The following is a 16,673-nucleotide window of genomic DNA, read 5'->3' on the forward strand; positions in this document are numbered from 1 at the left end:
AAGAGACTCGTCGATATCGCATGCAAAAGTCTCAATAATAGTATCATTATTGATGTTAAAAAGAAGAAGGATAACTGTTCGCTAAGGGGGAAAAACAGAATGAAGGAACGCTTTGCCAATTGTATAAACGCCAATAAAAGGCGCAGGTGTTTGGGTGTCTTTGGCGTTTTCTTAGCAGCAGTTTGTCTGATCGGAGGGCTCACAGCCTGCAATCAGGCATCACCGGCGATGGAGTCGGGACAGGATAAAACGTTGGATGTTTATACGAATTCTGTTACTGGCGGCAGCCTTGTTTTTCCGGAAAGCTGGCAGGGTAAATATGTCACCGCGCCGATCCACGAATATGACGATCGAACGTTTATTCAAGTCTACAGTAAAAGTAATCACGATAAATACAAAGAATACAGACCTGACTTCGGCTTTCTGTTCAGCATTCTGCAGATCCCCGAGGATGAGCTGAGAGGCTACGGATGGGATGGCGGCGAATGGGGAACAAACATGATCCCGTTCGCTCAAAAAAAAGTAGACGGCAAAGACTGGATTTATTTTGTCCGGACCCCGACTGATAGGCAATATGATCCCGGCGATGACACCTTGAAAAACGACTATCTGCAGCTCCAAAGCGAAATTCCCCTTCTGTTGCAAAGCTTTTGTCAGAGAGGCCAACTGGAAGCATACGCAACAGACATCAAACTTCTCAAGTACCGCAATGCCGAAGTCAAAAATACGGTGGCGATTCCGCAAAGCAACAAGGAATTGGTTGAGCGGATTTCTACCTTGTTAACCGATGCTTCTCCCACCAAGATGCAGAGTATCAACGTTGTCCCCGATGCCAAAAGTTATGTCAAGGTCATACTGTCCCCGCAAAATATCTATTACCTCTATGAGAAGGGCGGCAAGTACTATGCGGAAAAGCCCTATGTCGCCATTAGCGAACTGAAGGCCAAAGCCTATCAAGAAATTCTCCTCTCAGCCTTTGGGGTGATTCCAGCCGATCCCGACACCCTGGATAAACAACAGCTTTTGAAGCCGGTTCAGGAGATGATTGCACTTTATGAGCAAGGTACGCCGCCGGAAAATGGAAGTGAACTTAAGTTTGAACAGTACCAGCTGGAAACATTTGATCCGGTCGTGAAAACCAGCAAAGATTTTGAATTGGACGAGGGAGCACCGCCGGAATACGAATACACGGCAACCGTTCGTTTCGGGGTGCAAAAGCAAAATGAAATGATCATGCAGCTGAACCGCATTTCCGATACATCCGCTTCCGGTGGGGCAGCGCAATGGAAAATAATCGGTGTAAGCTTTCAGGTACCTGTTGCAAAGAAAGACAGTGCCTGGTTATTTGATCTGGCAATCGCCAACCGGTTCGATTATGTTCCCGAATTTGAAGAAGGGAAGGCTCCTGCCGAAAGCCCGGATTACTTGTATTATGCCTTCATTCTTTTTGACATTAACGAATGGAAAGCGGGTCACAATTATCTTACCAAGCAATACGTGGAGGATGTGATCACATCCCATTTTCCAGTGAAGAAAGTCATTCATCAGTCTTCAGACCGAGACTGGAATTTTGACGGCAAGGTCTATACGGTTAAGCCCGGCAGCTATAGACTCGAGCCGATCTACGGCTTACAGCAAGTCCGATCGTTCAAGCAGAACGGCAAAACGATCTATGATGTGGTCGTGGAACAATATGGCTTTGATGAATTTGCTTACGTCTCCATCTATGACTATCAGCTTCTCGCCCCGGATGACAAACAAACTTTAACCAAACCTATGCAATATGTGCTGGAGAAAAAAGGTGAAAAGATTAAAAGCGGTAAGCTAAAGGTCTGGCAAGCAATCCGGGAAATGATCAACGAGGGCGATACGGCTAAACTTAACAAGGTCAGTACGGAGCGTTTTAAATTCTATCTCAATGAGAAGACAAATGAAATTGTTTTTCTTGAGCATGATGTCAGAGCTTATTAAAAGAAAATAAAATATTTAGCGGCTGCGATACGGGGAACGGTCTAGATGGGTACGCAAATCTCGCACAGGTGATTGTCAATCATGGCAGGTATGTATCTTTCAAGGATAGGTCTGGAAACGTCCGGCTGCTGGCCTTTGGCTGATAGCTCGGAAAAGATTTCACTCCACGCTTCCTGAACTGCTTCGGCGGTGTGAGCAACCGTAAAAACGGCGTATCTACCGCCGGGCAGTTTCGCTTCGTTTACACCAGCATCCGTTATTGTATAGTCATCGGCGACAACAATGCAGACATCATAACGGCAACTTTCAGACGGTGTTGTTTCGGGATTATCCCGTGAAATTCCCAAAATGATTGCAGATTTTGTAAACAGACCATTGGCCTTGACCCATACCTTGAATTTCTCCATAAGCGTATAATTCTGTACACCATAGGGGCCAACCCGCCGCATATATGCTATGCGGTTTGCCGGCATTTCTTGAAGCTGATAAGCCATTGTCACCACTCCTTTTTCATTAACATATTTGAACGGTAACATGCTTTAAAATGTATTTCAACAACTCTTTTTATTATGTTTTTCGAGAGTTTCATGCGGCAGACGGCACGACGGACGAGATGATGATGAGCAGAACGGGGAAGGTGGGATACGGCCAGGGAGAAAATTTTCACGCTGTCCGGCTTCCGTACGGAAAAGGCAAAGCAGCAATGTACTGCATTTTGCCGGGCGAAGACGAAACCCTCCGGGATTTTATCGCGTCACTGAACGCCAGTAAGTGGAAAGCAATAAAAGAAAGCATCTCAGAACGGGATAATGTGCTGGTGCAGCTGCCGCGTTTTAAACTGGAATACGAATCAAAAATTTAAACGACAGCCTGACCGCTTTGGGGATGGGCGAAGCCTTTACGGAGAAAGCTGACTTTTCCGGTATCCAAAGTGACATTTGTATCAGCCGGGTACTTCATAAAGCGGTCATCGAGGTCAACGAAGAGGGCAGTGAAGCCGCCGCAGCGACTGCTGTGGAAATGACGAAGGGTTTAGCGAACCTTTGGCTTTCATCGCCGACCGGCCATTTCTGTTCATCATTGCGGATGATGAAACGGGGACGATTCTATTTATGGGCAAGGTGCATGAAGTGAAAATATAATAGCCCTAAGAAAAATATTCTCAAAACCAAAGAAAAAAGAAATAACTATAAATAATGGTATAATTATGAATATTACTACCAAATGGAATAAGTGATTGGCTTCTATCATATTTACGGAGGAATCATCATGCTCTATGAAATCCATTTAAAAACGAATAAAAAGGAAGAAATGTTGGATATTACGGCTCAGATTGAAAAATATCTGGTGCAGGAAAACATCCAGGAAGGGATTGCCGTTGTCTTTTCGGTCCATACCACAGCAGGGATCACGATTAATGAAAACGCTGACCCGGATGTACAAGCGGACTTCTTGCGCAGGCTGGATAAGATCTACCCGCAGCATGATCCTGAAGACAGGCATTATGAAGGGAACTCTGCCGCCCATCTAAAAAGCAGTACGGTAGGCCCCTCCCAAACCGTGATGATTCAAAATGGCAAGCTCCTCCTTGGCCGATGGCAGGGAATCTACTTTTGTGAATTTGATGGTCCCAGAGAACGGACTTTTTTGGTAAAGATTCTTCCGGGGTAAAGCAAGAGCCTTATTGAATTCACAATCAATGAGCGGTTAGGATCAAATCGTTAAGGGGGTAGGATAATGGAATTCAACAGCCTTAACCAGTACATACGCTATATTGAATTAGACAGGGAGCGTGTCCCCTCCTTTGCGGAATACCCCTTTCATTTACCTGCCATCAAGAACTTAGACAGGTTGTCTTTTCACCCCAAAGTAACGTTCATCGTCGGGGAAAATGGTTCGGGGAAATCAACTATTTTAGAATCAATCGCGGTTGCGTTTGGTTTTAATGCGGAAGGCGGGACAAAGAATTTCAATTTTACTTCCAGAGCGACGCATTCAGACTTGAATCAATATATCAAAATTATCAAAGGAGCCAAAAGGCCCAGAGATGGTTTCTTCTTCAGAGCAGAGAGCTTTTATAATTTTGCCTCCAATGTTGAAGATTTAATGTTGGAAGGGGCTTATGGCGGAAGATCGCTGCATGAACAGTCGCATGGCGAGTCATTTTTTGCGGTTTTTCAGAATCGGTTTTGCCGGGAGAGTATCTTTATTCTGGATGAACCGGAGGCGGCGTTATCTCCTTCACGGCAAATGTCGATGCTGACAAGGATGCATGAATTGATCAACGAAGGGTCTCAGTTTATCATTGCCACGCATTCCCCGATCATCATGGCCTACCCGGATGCCTTGATCTATCAGATTCGTGACGGATTTGAGCAGGTACGCTATGAAGAGACGGAGCACTATCAAATCACGCGTTCTTTCTTGAATAACACGAAAAAAATGCTGGATATTTTATTGGAATAAATGGAGATCGTTTTCTGGTACCAATTCAATCCGGCGGAAAAAGGGATTTGCGTTACTTCCTCCTAACGTTGAGTTAGACTCGCGAGCCAAAAAAAGCCCCTCCTTGTAATAAACAGTTTTTGTTATTTAAACTGTCTACACAAGGGGAGCATATCAGTTTGATCGGTGTTCTGCTTATTTTTGTCTTTATTATTCCTGTTTTGGTTTAATGTTCTCAGCGATTACTTTTACTGTTTCTGCGAGTGATTGATGGGCTTTCGATAATTTCCAAATTGCGATGATTGTAAAAACATAACTGACAATAATTCCAATCATGAAAATAAAATACAAGCCAAGAGCAGCACCCGAAAATTCCATAATAACACCCCCTATTATTTATTTATCAATCAATAGTTAAATAATTCTTTCTATAAATGGAATATCCTTCAAAAAAACAAAAAAATCTCGGGTAAGATGGATACGATTCTAAATCTGGGGTTAAACGACTACTTGGGTATTCGAAGAGACTGCCGATTATCTGTGGTATGATTGATGATTTTATTATACAAATAAATGGAAATTCGAGATTTCTATCAATGAAAGGGTAAACGATGAGTGGCATAGAACAAGAGATACAGCGCCGGCTATTCGAACTGCAGGATTTGAAATACAAAGAGTTTGCGTGCAAACTTATGCCTACAGTGAACCCGGAAACCGTGATCGGCGTCCGCACACCGGATCTGCGGAAGCTCGCCCGGGAATTTGCCAAAACGCCGGAGGCTTCGGAGTTTCTCCAAATCCTGCCGCACGCCTATTATGAAGAAAATAATCTGCACGGTTTCCTGATTGAAACGATCAAGGATTATGAGACCGCAGCTCGCGCCGTTGACGCCTTTCTGCCGTACATCGACAACTGGGCAACCTGTGATCTGATTTCACCGAAGATATTTAAAAAGCATTTACCAGAGCTCTACGCAAAAATCAAAGTCTGGCTGATATCCAACCGGACCTATACAGTGCGTTTCGGGATGGGAATGCTGATGAGCTTCTATCTCGATGACGATTTCCGGCCGGAGATGCTTGATCTGGTGGCGGGTATCCGGTCGGAGGAATATTATGTCAACATGATGATTGCCTGGTATTTCGCAACAGCATTGGCTAAACAGTACGAAGCGGCTTTACCGTACATTCAGGAACAGCGTCTGGAGAAGTGGACGCATAACAAAGCGATCCAGAAAGCGATTGAGAGCTACCGGATCAGCGACAAAGCAAAGGCGTACCTGCGAACGCTGAAAATAAAATAACGGGTTAAATCTCAAATGTACCGTATTTTTTAAGGATGAAAGATATAATAACGCCAAAAATCGTTAAAATGATTAGCGCAAACAGATTGGTGAGAGGTTCCAATTGTATTTGAGGGGCAATATTCAATAAGGGCATAAACAATCCCATCGAAGCAAACCCAACGGCGTTGCTCACGATGATGCCTTTTAAAATGGCAAAATCCTTACCGGTCATTTTCATGACGATAACTAATATTATGGTTGTGCCAATACCCAAGGCCATTGTTCCGACTATTCCTAAAAATATCCCGATGGGTGAATTAACTTCACTCCAATTTAGAAAAACATCTGCGGCTATATTCCATGGAGATGTCATCGGAATTCCCAAAGCGATAATTATATAGGATAAGACGTCCATGATCATTGTGCCAATAATACCTGCAATGGTAGCAGCTCCAATAGAGTCTTTCATTTTTGGATACCCCCATAGTATTAAAATTTGTTATTAATGTTTCTCTGTTTAAATGCTTTTTATGTATAAGGTAGACATCGTTATTCCATGATTGGGGGCTCTGGCGTCAACTCTTTTTATCCGGGCCTACAACTTGTTCTCCAATTTTAAAAAGGAAAAACGACAATGATAATAAGTGTAAGCAGGCGAACAGATATCCCGGCATATTATGCAAAATGGTTTTATAATCGCCTAAAGGAAAAGTCTGTTCTTGTCCGTAACCCGATGAATATTCATCACATCAGTAAAATTGACCTTTCGCCGGATGTCGTTGACGGTATTGTTTTCTGGACGAAAAATCCGGCGCCGATGCTTGAACGGTTGGACGAGCTGAGAGCCTACACCTATTATTTTCAGTTTACCCTTAATGCCTACGGAAAAGATATTGAACCGAATGTACCGTCAAAAAATGATATTGTGATTCCAACATTTCAAGAACTGTCTAGAAGAATTGGCAAGGACAAGGTGATTTGGCGGTACGACCCGATTCTGTTCAATGCGGATTATACAACGGCGTATCATCTTAAGTTTTTTAAGTCGCTTGCAGCAAAGCTCGCCGGTTACACAGAAAAATGATGCTGCGCATAATCCGGAATCTCCATTGCTGTTTGGCAGTGTCGGCGAAAATGATGTGGTAAAGACCCGTGATCTTAAATCGTGCCGCAATTGTCAGTCCGAATTGTTTTAGGAGCGATTGGGAAAAGTCCATACCTTAGAGTTTTATTGCAAATTATTGTAAAAAAGAAAAGGAAATAGAAAAATAAAAGAGAATTAAACAAAATTGGGTATTTTAGCCAAGTGGAAATTCCCGAATAAATGTTCGGAAATTCCATAGTTATACGTAATAGGATGCAATAGCCGTACATCCATGTGCGAATAGTAGTAGAAGATTTTCGCTGGGGGTTAGTTAATATGATAAGGATAACTGAAAATCAAATTGAACCAGTTGCTAAGCTTCTGACAGAGTGTTTTATTGATGACCCCTTAACTGTATTACAGATAAAAGGAATAATTTATCAGGAAGAATTTCTTACAAAGCTCTTCCAGATTCAATTAGGTGTTTTTGTAAAAACAAGAGATGTTTACTCGTTAGATGATAAGTCTAATTCAGTAATAATAGGCTATGAAAAAAAGAAATTAAAAATGTTAAAGCAAATTATACTTAGTATACAGGCAACACAAAAAATAAGGAAACAAGTTAGTAAAGAGGATTTTGAATTATACGCAAATAACGTCAGATCAGTTTCAAAAGCTATTAATTTAAACTGGCATAAACAATTTATTAAAAAGAACTATTATCATATAAATGTTGTTGCTGTTGCCCATGAAGAACGGGGTAAAGGCAAATTAAGGGCATTGATTACCCCAATTGTTGAGAATTGCCAAGAAAAAGGTATTCCAATTATCTTAGAAACAGATAATTCCAATCATATTCCAATGTACGAACATATGGGATTTCAACTAATTAAAACTATGGAAGATAGCCGTATCGGACTAAATCAATATTGTTTTATCAAATATTCTAATACTTAAAGATTTCTGGGAGACGCCGTCCATGGCGTCTTAGGCTGTATTACCAAAATCTGAGATATATGAATGTAATGCAAAGAAATTTATTTGCCCAAAATTATTTACATTTACATTTCCATTTCTATAGTATACTTAATTCTAAATAGTATCTTTACGAATGAAATGAGCGAATCGAATATGACAACATCAATCAGTACGGATGTTCTAGCAATCATCATTCTTTGCTTCGCAATATATTTGGCTAAGCGGAACATTGTTGTTAATAATTATAAGAATAAAATTTATATATTTGTGTCATTGATTACAATTATTTTGCTTCTATTAGAAATAACGACTATTTTAATGGAACTATCAAGCAACAAACACCTCGTAATACCTCACCGCATAGCTAACATTATAGGTTTTTCTTTGTGCCCAGTAGTTCCATACATTCTATTATTCTTTAATAGCAAAAGGGAAAAAGGGATTTTCGCTAATCGTATTTTGGCCTTGCCCTTATATTTTAATGCTTTTGTATGCATTTCAAGTTACAAAACAGGCTGGATTTTTTTCGTCGATGCTCAAAATCAATATACACGGGGGAATTTATTTCTACTGCCAACTATAATTAGTATCTTTTATTTCGTATTAATGGTCATTACAGTCATTGAAAAAAGTGCAGAATTTGAAAAGAATGATAAAATTATTTTATCTTTGATCTGTTTTATTCCTATAATTGGGATCATTATTCAAATTTTATTTAAAGAAATACTAGTTATTTGGGGAAGTGTCTCTATTTCTTTACTGATATATTATATTTTTTTACGGGAGTCACAATTTAAACATGATGTTCAAACTGAACTTAATAATCGCTCAGCATTTGAAAAAGAGATGGATCAATTTCTTAAGGGGGATAAAGATGCAGCAATTGTTGTGGTTGACATCAATAACTTAAAAAGTATTAATGATAAATACGGGCATAAAGTCGGAGATGAAATAATTTACCATGCCGCAAAAATCATACAGGAAAGTTTTTCGGGCATTGGTAAAGCATTTCGGATTGGCGGTGATGAATTTTGTATTATTTGCAAGGAGACTTCGAGGGAACAAGTGGATAGCGCCTTAACGAATTTAGATCACTTCTTATTTGCAATTAATGAAAAACGCGACATTAAAATTGTTCTTGCTTATGGATATTCTTTTTATATTAAAAATGAAAATGAAAGTATATATTCTACATTTACTCAAGCTGATAAAGCTATGTATACACACAAGGCAAAATTAAAGGGCTTCTATGGCAGGAGTGTCGATGATTAGCAAAAAAATATCTTTTTGCATGATAATGAAAGTTATCAAAATTATAAGAGAAAGAACCCCAGTTTACGATTAGATATTGACGGGGATATAGAAGAAGTCAAATTACAGCAATCAGGATAATTTTTATAGGATAATCTAGAAGGACAGCCCTTCCTATTTACTAAAAATACGATAAATATAAGTTATCTTTAAAAAATGAAAAATCTAAAGGAGGTACTGAAATGGATTTTAAGGATTGTATGCAATTTATTACGGAGAGTCAGGCGACCTGTACCCTATGTACGATTGAGGGAGACCAGCCCCGGGGTAGGGGAATGGTTCCTTTGTGGGTGAAAGATGACGGAATCTATTTTACGACTGCTGCTTCTAAGGATTTGTATAAACAACTGCGTGCCAATTCCAAGGTGGAACTTTGTTTTGTCACCTTGCAGCCCATCAAGCATTTACGGATAATGGGCGATGTGGAGTTTGTTGAGGATTCCGCTTTAAGGGAAAAGGCCCTGGAAGAAAGACCTTTTCTCAAGGCCCTTGGTTTTGATACCCCGAATAATCCGAACTTTATTCTTTTCCGGGTAGTCAACGGGGAAGCCCATTTCTGGACCTGGGGAGACAATCTTAAGGAAGCGGACATACCGAGGATCAAATTCTAGACCGTTATACTTTTAGAGTTAAAGCATATTCCGGTAAAATAAACCATCGTTACAAAAGCTGTACAAATGTGCAGCTTTTTTGGGGTCAGGAACTATGGGAAATCAATCTTTAAAACAGGGCGGTGCTTCACAATCGCAAAAGAAGTCAAGAAAAAAATAAGCATATTTGTTATCCTTTGAACTGGCAGGTGAGAACATGGAAAACTGGGAAAAAATTAAAGCAGTACAGCGGATGCAGGAGTATATCGATGAACATTTGACCGAACCCATTACCCTGCATTCTCTGGCCCGGGCGGCGGGGTATTCGCCCTGGCATTCAGCCAGAATGTTTAAGGATCTGATCGGAAAAGCACCGTTTGAATACATCCGGGCTTTGAGGTTATCCCAGGCAGCTGTTACACTGAAGGACAGGGATCGGAAAATCATTGATGTTGCTTTCGACTTCGTCTTTGATTCCCATGAAGGATTCACCCGGGCCTTTTCCAAAGAATTCGGAATTACGCCGAAAACGTACAGCCAAAACAAAGAAACGGCATCTCTTAAACTTTTCATACCCGGCTATGTCCGTGATTATTACCTGACGAAACAAAAAGGAGAGAGCAATATGTCTGATCATTCTCAGTTAAACACGGTCTTTGTACAAGTGGTGGAACGTTCCGCCCGGAAACTGATCTTCAAAAGCGGCTTAAAAGCGACCCATTATTTTGAATACTGCGAAGAAGTAGGGTGTGCTGTCTGGGAACAGCTCTCCGCAATTAAAGAAGCCATCTATGAACCCATTGGGATGTGGCTGCCGGACAATTTGCGCCGGCCGGATACGTCGCTTTATGCCCAAGGGGTTGAGGTTCCGGCGGATTATACGGGGGAAATTCCGGATGGTTACGAGAGCATGAACCTGTCGCCGTGCAAGATGATGGTTTTTCAGGGTCAGCCTTTTGATGATTCGAAATTTGGCGAGGCGATCGAAGAATTATGGGAAGTCATGAAAAGTTACAATCCGGAAATCTATGGTTTTCAGTGGGCGGACGAGGACGGCCCGCGATTCCAGCTGGCGCCCATGGGCTACAGAGGGTATATCGAGGCCAGGCCAGTCAGGGAATTGAAAAAATAGGTTTCACAAGGCGGGAATTCAAGCTGGAGCGATTCGTTTTGTTCCGGCTTTTTGTTTTGTTTCCCGCTAATCTTTGAGTATAATATAGGCAAAGAAGGAAAAAACGAAGAAGAAGATCCGGATGCGTGATTGAATAAGCGGAGGCTGTCTGCTGTTTGCGCAGGAATGATTGAAATAATTTATCCTACCATTTATTGTAACATAATCTCTATGATTATATTGAAAATAATCGAACCTTATACAGGCCAAATAGACAAATAAATCCTTAAAAGTGATATAATGGATTGGAATTAGGCAGTAAGGTGAGGGGACCGGATGTTCAGGATAAACAACAATATATACAACGATATATACAGAGTGAGCGTAATGCTTGCTTTGATCTTTATTTTTGGATCCATATCAGGCTGCAGTTCAGCAATCAAAAATTCACAGGTCCAATCGGAGCCTGCGAATCAAGTTCCCGTATTTTCTACTACTCAAATTGATTCGCCGGCAAAATTTGCTCAGGCTTATCAAAAGGTGATTCCTTCTCTTTCCCGGGAAGAAACAGCGGCGCTGCAAAAACAAGCCGATAACGGAAAGGCAGGCTTTCTCCTGGTTCCAGACACAAGCGCCATTCGAATGTTAAACCTTTCCGGAGGGCAAGCCGAGAATCTGTATCATGGACCGGATGGGACTTCTTCATTTCTTTATGCATGGGATGATCATAATGCGGTATTTATAAACCTTGTCCAACCTGAGAAAAAAGGGGAAGGCGGTATCTGGACCGTAACAGGATATTCCAGTTTAACAGAAGACGGCCTTTATTGGTATGATGATATTGTCTGTTTTTCTGATGGCTTGGTAGAAATCATGGGAACAAAAATAGGTTATCAAAAACCTACGGAAGCTGAGGCAACCAAGCTGCTGGAATGTATTTCCCCCCGGCAGGAGGAGATAATCATGAGCTGGGCAGTTAAGAGCTATATTGCTTCCCAAAAACAAAAATATGATAATCTTAAAGCCCTTTGCAGCAGAGAACTTGCAGATGAGATCATGGTTAACACCGAGGGCGGGGACAAAAACGAATATGGGGCTGGAGCGTTCTTGGCGTTAAAAAACTGTACTGAGGATAAACCGGCTAAAATCTATTTCCCCCGGCCAGAAATAGGAACCTCTTTATATTCTGTAACCCTTGATATTGAAAATAATCAATGTCTCGTTGTATTCTTCCAAATCGAACCCGATGGCGGTGCAGCCATTGCCAAGGCAGTATTAAGCCCAAAAAATAAATTATAAGAATACTATTAAAGAAATGTTCTTGGCATAATTAATGGAAAGGGAGTATTCGCATGATTAACAAAATTTTACATATATCTATGTATTTTAACTTAAATATGGTATATAATATAAGTAAAGGAATCATGCAGCTAACATGATTCCCCACAACAACAGCCGCTTTAAGGGCGGTCGGCTTTTGAAAAACGGAATAGACCGTTATCCATTGCAGAGTGGCGGTCTATTTCCTTTTATGGAATGAAAGTATTAAAACCACCAATGTTCCAAAGGATATCATCAGTGTTAGTGTTTGATATACTTCCATGGCATCACCTCCTTTCCGGAGGGAATGCCGACCGCCCTGCACGCCATCTGTTGCAGGGCTATTATAACATAAATTACCAGATTAAACCATATACTAACAAAAGAAGATGCTGCACATTAAACTTGCAGCATCTTTTTCCTTTTTGCAATCTTAAGCTTTAAAAGATTCAAGCCACTAATCCATATTATCGGACACTAATCCGGAACGAACAGGGTTTATAATTCAAAGCTGAATGCAAAACCGCAATACGATTGAATTCCTTGGTTAGCGGTATTATAAAAACGGGCTGATCTCCCCGGTATAAAACAGGTTCAGTCTATGCAGCGCCCGCGTACAGGCAATATATAAAAGGTTTTTATCATCAGCGCTGTGATAATGCGCTTGATCGGCTTCACAGATGAGTACGGCGTCAAATTCCAGGCCTTTGGCCAGATAGACCGGGATCAGGAATACACCGCTTAAATCAAATTGAACGTCACCTTTTAGCAGCTGAATATCGCTTTGGTCCTTGAGCTGCGCATATAAGGAAAGGGCGTCGTGTTCCGTTTTACAGATTAATCCGACCGATTGGTAACCCTTTTCCCGGCAGGTTTTAATTTCCGCAAGCAGGAGAGCAGTCAGAGCCGCCCGGTCTGGCGCCGTAAACACGGCAGGCACATCTCCCGATCTTCCGAAACTATGGAGCTTAACGCTTTGGTCAAGAAACCTGGCGCTGTACGTCAAGATCTCATTGGTGGAGCGAAAGCTTTTGTCCAAAGTCACCAGCGTCGATTTAGGTCTGGCGAATATTTTGCCAATCTGTTCATAGCGTGCTGGATCAACACGTTTTCCTATGGTCTGATGAATGTCGCCCAGGATGGTATAATGCGCTTTGGGAAACAGACCGTGGAGTATTTCGAAATGCAGGGGATCATAATCCTGGGCTTCATCGACCACAACCTGCTTGATATCCCGGTAAGCGGTATACCCGAATGTTTTTAAATGGAGAAAAGTAAGGGCCAGGGCGTCATCATAGAGCAAATCATCCTTTTGCAGGTTTTCCCTGGTGTAGTCAATAATCTCTTCCATACAATCAGGCAGCTCCAGACCTTCGGCTAAATGATAAAAATAGCTTTTATCACTGAACAGCTTCCGGTAAAGCTCCGCACAATCCAGCTCGGTAAACCTTCGTATCTTCTTCAGCAAGGCGGCGCTTTCCAGAATGGATAACCGCCGGGTAACTTCTTCCGCTTCGAATTCATGCTCGGGCTTGGCCTGAATAAACTTTTTTAACTTTTCCAGACGGCTGGGACGCAGCTCATGGACGATTTGCAGAATCGACGCTTCCAATTGCTTTAACCGCACACTCAGCAGGAATTCCTGACCGCCCCTCAGGATTTTCGCTTTCAGCAATTGCCGGCCGGCAACAACCTTTCCGTCATAGTAAATATCAGCAAACGGAAGCCAGCGGTAAGGCAAGTCCTGAATGAAACGTTTTAAAATTTCAGCGAATACACCCGAGCCCTTGAAGGCCATGCTGCTTTTGGCGATACTCCTGCCGCTAAGGCCTACGGAGAGCAGGCCTTCCCAATATTGATTCCTGCTTTGGATAGAATCAGTCTGCAAAACCTTGCCGAATATTTCTTCAAAGACGAGCGAATGGACATTCTTTTCGCCCAGCTCAGGCAAGACATTGGCGATGTATTGTTCAAACAGCGTGTTGGGAGAAATAATCACAATCTCATTGGAAGCCAGCTTGGCCGCCAGCCCCTGATACATCAGATAAGCCGCGCGGTGCAGCGCCACCGAAGTTTTGCCGCTTCCCGCAGCTCCCTGGACCATCAGCAAATCCATTTCCAGATCGCGGATCACCATATCCTGGTCTTTCTGGATGGTTTCGACGATAGTTTTCATTTTAGGGGAAGCATTCCGGGAAAGCAGTTCGCGCAGGAATTCGTCAATGATCTGGATATCCGCATCGAAGAAATATTGCAGCTCGCCGTTTTTGATCTCGTATTGGCGTTTTAAATGAACCTCTCCCGTTATTTTGCCGCCCGGCGACTCATAGAACGCTTTCCCCGGGCCGAAGCGGTAAAAGACACTGGCGATGGGAGATCTCCAGTCATAGACGATTATATCCCGGGTAAGGCCGTCTTGAAGCGAAGACCGCCCGATATAGACAGGCTCAAACAGTTCCTCGCCCTCGAACTGAAAATCGATCCGCGCAAAGTAGGGGGAATAGAGCAATCTTTTTAAAGCCAGGATCTTAGCGGCATCCCGTTCATAATCCGACACCCGTTCCGACACCGGATTGGCGTACTGGCTCAACTCGACAAGCTCATGAAAATTATCCATATTCCAAAGGCCGGAGATGGAGCGGGAAGTATCTTCCCACATATCTAATTTAGCCGCAATAATGGCGTCTTTATTTTCTTCGCTCTTTTGCAGGGCACAGTCTAATTGTTCCCGGGCAATAGCCAGCACCTGCTCCAGGCGCCTGACTTCAAAATCTTGATCAAGGCCGTTCCGTTCCAAAAGTTTACCCCCTAAGTTTGGCATAAGTATGATAATCTCTATCTTACACAAAATATAGGATAAATATAAGAATGTTATTAGAGAAATGTTTTTGGTATAATTAATGTAGAGGAAAGCCTGTGGTTAACAAAATTTTACATATAACTATGTATTTTAACTTAAATATGGTATATAATATAAGCAAAGAGGAATCATGCTGAAGACATGATTCCTCACAACAGCCGCTTTAAGGGCGGTCGGCTTTGGTAAACGAAATAGACCGTTTACTTTGCAGTGTGGCGGTCTATTTCCGTTTGTGGAAAGAAAGTATCAAAACCACCAATGTCCCGAAGGATATCATCAGTGTTAATGTTTGATATACTTCCATGGCATCACCTCCTTTCCGGAGGGAATGCCGACCGCCCTGCACGCCATCTGTTGCAGGGTTATTATAACATAAATTACCATAATAAACCATATATTAACACAAATTTACAATTACTCTTTATTTTTACTTTAATATGGTATATAATACAAATAGAGGAATCGTGCTGGAGACATGATTCCCCGCAACAGTTGCTTTAAGGGCGGTCGGCTGTTGTAACGGAATAGACCGTTATTCATCTGAGTGGGCGGTTAATTTCTTTTTATGGAACGAAAGAAAAAAACATAGTCATAAACTGTGTTTTTTTCTTTCGTTTTTTAGTTTATTTTTGGAAAAATTAACAGGATATGAAAGATTTAGGGAGAATAATAACGTATATGGTGAATTTACCCATATTATGTTTGTTTCAATATACAGGAGACAACCTATGCTAAAAACCGGTCTCTATGAACAACTGATTAATAAGCTTCTTCGTCAAGAACTTTCCGCCTCCAATGAAAAGCTGATTAAAACATCAGCAATCGACCAGGAAGAAGCTCCGAGAATACTCTCCAAATATCTGGCTGAAGTCCTGGAAACAGCCTTGTCCAATGTTAAGGACAATGGCGGCGGTATTAAAGACCAAGCGGCACTGGCCAACCGGATGATTGACCTTCTGGCTAATGATCTTCCCGAAGACAGACTCACAGCATTATCTGTTGATGAGAAAGCAGAGCTGTTACTTGTTTTGCTCGATAAAGAAAACAGTATCTATGCCTTAAAGTTAAATGATAAAGCGGAGGTCGTGCGTCCGGTGACTTCCCTGGCGGCAAGCTCCTTATTCACCGGAGTAGGGCATGAGCCCAGCATGTTCGCTGAACTAAAAAGAGAAATCTTATCCTGCGACCGGATCGATATGCTCGTCTCCTTTATTAAATGGAGCGGGCTTCGTTTGCTTATTGAGGAATTTAAATTTATTAAGAAAACCAATCAATTGATTGTGGGTTGAGACGATGGAAGAGAAGAAAATAACGCAGGTTACTGCGGCAATTCTACGGCAGGATGGGAAAATCTTAATCTGTCAGCGAGACAACAGCGGTAGCTGTCCACTGCTTTGGGAATTCCCGGGCGGAAAGCTGGAGGAAGGGGAGAGCTTGGCGGAATGTCTGGTTCGGGAATGCCGGGAGGAACTGGGAGTGACGATACAGGTCGAAGAGGTGTTCGCGGAGACTCGGCATACATATGGGGATAAAGAGATGAGCTTTACTTTCTTTGAGGGACGGATTGTTGAGGGGGAGTTGCAAAGAAAGGTTCACCGGGATATTCGGTGGGTTAGGGCGGAGGAGTTGGGACAGTATGCGTTTTGTCCGGCAGATGTCGAGGTAGCGGAGAGGTTGGGGAAGGTGCAAGAATGATACGATTAGTCCTTAAAGGGAA

Annotated in this window: 17 protein-coding genes and 2 pseudogenes; 15 read left to right on the forward strand and 4 right to left on the reverse strand. The window is 42.1% G+C overall.

The window, feature by feature from the left end:
* The first annotated feature begins 99 nt into the window (after positions 1-99).
* The gene (locus tag NC238_12125) at positions 100-1,971 is read left to right on the forward strand and encodes a DUF5301 domain-containing protein (GenBank protein MCM1566665.1); all 1,872 of its coding nucleotides are present in this window, start codon (positions 100-102) and stop codon (positions 1,969-1,971) included.
* A gap of 41 nt (positions 1,972-2,012) precedes the next feature.
* On the opposite strand, the gene NC238_12130 is transcribed toward NC238_12125, so the two are convergent.
* On the reverse strand, positions 2,013-2,465 hold the full coding sequence (locus NC238_12130) for a GyrI-like domain-containing protein (protein ID MCM1566666.1): 453 nt from the start codon (positions 2,463-2,465) through the stop codon (positions 2,013-2,015).
* A gap of 50 nt (positions 2,466-2,515) precedes the next feature.
* Between NC238_12130 and NC238_12135 the strand changes: the two genes are divergently transcribed.
* The 5 genes and pseudogenes from NC238_12135 to NC238_12155 all read left to right on the forward strand — a co-directional run bounded on the left by NC238_12135 (position 2,516) and on the right by NC238_12155 (position 4,437).
* Positions 2,516-2,833: a hypothetical protein gene (locus tag NC238_12135; GenBank protein MCM1566667.1), complete on the forward strand. Its 318-nt coding sequence runs from the start codon at positions 2,516-2,518 to the stop codon at positions 2,831-2,833.
* A gap of 23 nt (positions 2,834-2,856) precedes the next feature.
* Positions 2,857-2,934, forward strand: a pseudogene (locus NC238_12140) (serpin family protein).
* A gap of 80 nt (positions 2,935-3,014) precedes the next feature.
* Positions 3,015-3,113 (forward strand): hypothetical protein, encoded by a 99-nt coding sequence (locus NC238_12145; GenBank protein MCM1566668.1) that lies wholly within the window; start codon positions 3,015-3,017, stop codon positions 3,111-3,113.
* 127 nt (positions 3,114-3,240) lie between these two features.
* Entirely contained in the window at positions 3,241-3,642 is a 402-nt protein-coding gene (locus NC238_12150) for a secondary thiamine-phosphate synthase enzyme YjbQ (protein ID MCM1566669.1), read from the forward strand.
* Positions 3,643-3,708: 66 nt separating this feature from the next.
* On the forward strand, positions 3,709-4,437 hold the full coding sequence (locus tag NC238_12155) for an AAA family ATPase (protein MCM1566670.1): 729 nt from the start codon (positions 3,709-3,711) through the stop codon (positions 4,435-4,437).
* A gap of 189 nt (positions 4,438-4,626) precedes the next feature.
* On the opposite strand, the gene NC238_12160 is transcribed toward NC238_12155, so the two are convergent.
* A complete protein-coding gene (locus NC238_12160; GenBank protein MCM1566671.1) occupies positions 4,627-4,794 on the reverse strand; it encodes a hypothetical protein in 168 nt (55 codons plus the stop codon).
* Positions 4,795-5,027: 233 nt separating this feature from the next.
* On the opposite strand from NC238_12160, the gene NC238_12165 reads away from it, so the two are divergent.
* Positions 5,028-5,720 carry a DNA alkylation repair protein gene (locus NC238_12165; GenBank protein ID MCM1566672.1) on the forward strand — a complete coding sequence of 231 codons (693 nt, stop codon included), beginning with the start codon at positions 5,028-5,030 and terminating at the stop codon, positions 5,718-5,720.
* A gap of 4 nt (positions 5,721-5,724) precedes the next feature.
* Here NC238_12165 and NC238_12170 read toward each other — a convergent pair whose 3' ends face one another.
* Complete coding sequence (locus NC238_12170; protein ID MCM1566673.1) at positions 5,725-6,171, reverse strand: hypothetical protein; 447 nt, start codon at positions 6,169-6,171, stop codon at positions 5,725-5,727.
* A gap of 165 nt (positions 6,172-6,336) precedes the next feature.
* Between NC238_12170 and NC238_12175 the strand changes: the two are divergent.
* The 6 genes and pseudogenes from NC238_12175 to NC238_12200 all read left to right on the forward strand — a co-directional run bounded on the left by NC238_12175 (position 6,337) and on the right by NC238_12200 (position 12,075).
* Positions 6,337-6,783 (forward strand): annotated as a pseudogene (locus tag NC238_12175) (DUF1848 domain-containing protein).
* Between the two features lie 339 nt (positions 6,784-7,122).
* A complete protein-coding gene (locus NC238_12180) occupies positions 7,123-7,743 on the forward strand; it encodes a GNAT family N-acetyltransferase (GenBank protein ID MCM1566674.1) in 621 nt (206 codons plus the stop codon).
* A 174-nt stretch (positions 7,744-7,917) separates the two neighbouring features.
* On the forward strand, positions 7,918-9,036 hold the full coding sequence (locus NC238_12185) for a GGDEF domain-containing protein (protein ID MCM1566675.1): 1,119 nt from the start codon (positions 7,918-7,920) through the stop codon (positions 9,034-9,036).
* 221 nt (positions 9,037-9,257) lie between these two features.
* On the forward strand, positions 9,258-9,686 hold the full coding sequence (locus NC238_12190) for a pyridoxamine 5'-phosphate oxidase family protein (GenBank protein MCM1566676.1): 429 nt from the start codon (positions 9,258-9,260) through the stop codon (positions 9,684-9,686).
* A 196-nt stretch (positions 9,687-9,882) separates the two neighbouring features.
* The gene (locus NC238_12195) at positions 9,883-10,797 is read left to right on the forward strand and encodes a helix-turn-helix domain-containing protein (GenBank protein MCM1566677.1); all 915 of its coding nucleotides are present in this window, start codon (positions 9,883-9,885) and stop codon (positions 10,795-10,797) included.
* A 366-nt stretch (positions 10,798-11,163) separates the two neighbouring features.
* On the forward strand, positions 11,164-12,075 hold the full coding sequence (locus NC238_12200; GenBank protein MCM1566678.1) for a hypothetical protein: 912 nt from the start codon (positions 11,164-11,166) through the stop codon (positions 12,073-12,075).
* A 577-nt stretch (positions 12,076-12,652) separates the two neighbouring features.
* Here the strand turns inward: NC238_12200 and NC238_12205 are convergent.
* The gene (locus NC238_12205) at positions 12,653-14,893 is read right to left on the reverse strand and encodes an AAA family ATPase (protein ID MCM1566679.1); all 2,241 of its coding nucleotides are present in this window, start codon (positions 14,891-14,893) and stop codon (positions 12,653-12,655) included.
* A 791-nt stretch (positions 14,894-15,684) separates the two neighbouring features.
* Here NC238_12205 and NC238_12210 point away from each other — a divergent pair.
* Together NC238_12210 and NC238_12215 are read left to right on the forward strand one after the other, a co-directional pair.
* Positions 15,685-16,245 carry a hypothetical protein gene (locus NC238_12210; protein ID MCM1566680.1) on the forward strand — a complete coding sequence of 187 codons (561 nt, stop codon included), beginning with the start codon at positions 15,685-15,687 and terminating at the stop codon, positions 16,243-16,245.
* 4 nt (positions 16,246-16,249) lie between these two features.
* A complete protein-coding gene (locus tag NC238_12215; GenBank protein ID MCM1566681.1) occupies positions 16,250-16,651 on the forward strand; it encodes a (deoxy)nucleoside triphosphate pyrophosphohydrolase in 402 nt (133 codons plus the stop codon).
* Positions 16,652-16,673: the final 22 nt, after the last annotated feature.

This window comes from Dehalobacter sp., from assembly GCA_023667845.1.
GTDB lineage: Bacteria > Bacillota > Desulfitobacteriia > Desulfitobacteriales > Syntrophobotulaceae > Dehalobacter.

Coding starts and splice junctions, on each gene's coding strand:
- NC238_12210 (MCM1566680.1), top strand. CDS start 15,685: ATGCTAAAAACCGGTCTCTATGAACAACTGATTAATAAGCTTCTTCGT.
- NC238_12130 (MCM1566666.1), bottom strand. CDS start 2,465: ATGGCTTATCAGCTTCAAGAAATGCCGGCAAACCGCATAGCATATATG.
- NC238_12155 (MCM1566670.1), top strand. CDS start 3,709: ATGGAATTCAACAGCCTTAACCAGTACATACGCTATATTGAATTAGAC.
- NC238_12125 (MCM1566665.1), top strand. CDS start 100: ATGAAGGAACGCTTTGCCAATTGTATAAACGCCAATAAAAGGCGCAGG.
- NC238_12150 (MCM1566669.1), top strand. CDS start 3,241: ATGCTCTATGAAATCCATTTAAAAACGAATAAAAAGGAAGAAATGTTG.
- NC238_12180 (MCM1566674.1), top strand. CDS start 7,123: ATGATAAGGATAACTGAAAATCAAATTGAACCAGTTGCTAAGCTTCTG.
- NC238_12165 (MCM1566672.1), top strand. CDS start 5,028: ATGAGTGGCATAGAACAAGAGATACAGCGCCGGCTATTCGAACTGCAG.
- NC238_12135 (MCM1566667.1), top strand. CDS start 2,516: ATGTATTTCAACAACTCTTTTTATTATGTTTTTCGAGAGTTTCATGCG.
- NC238_12195 (MCM1566677.1), top strand. CDS start 9,883: ATGGAAAACTGGGAAAAAATTAAAGCAGTACAGCGGATGCAGGAGTAT.
- NC238_12190 (MCM1566676.1), top strand. CDS start 9,258: ATGGATTTTAAGGATTGTATGCAATTTATTACGGAGAGTCAGGCGACC.
- NC238_12170 (MCM1566673.1), bottom strand. CDS start 6,171: ATGAAAGACTCTATTGGAGCTGCTACCATTGCAGGTATTATTGGCACA.
- NC238_12185 (MCM1566675.1), top strand. CDS start 7,918: ATGACAACATCAATCAGTACGGATGTTCTAGCAATCATCATTCTTTGC.
- NC238_12160 (MCM1566671.1), bottom strand. CDS start 4,794: ATGGAATTTTCGGGTGCTGCTCTTGGCTTGTATTTTATTTTCATGATT.
- NC238_12200 (MCM1566678.1), top strand. CDS start 11,164: ATGCTTGCTTTGATCTTTATTTTTGGATCCATATCAGGCTGCAGTTCA.
- NC238_12215 (MCM1566681.1), top strand. CDS start 16,250: ATGGAAGAGAAGAAAATAACGCAGGTTACTGCGGCAATTCTACGGCAG.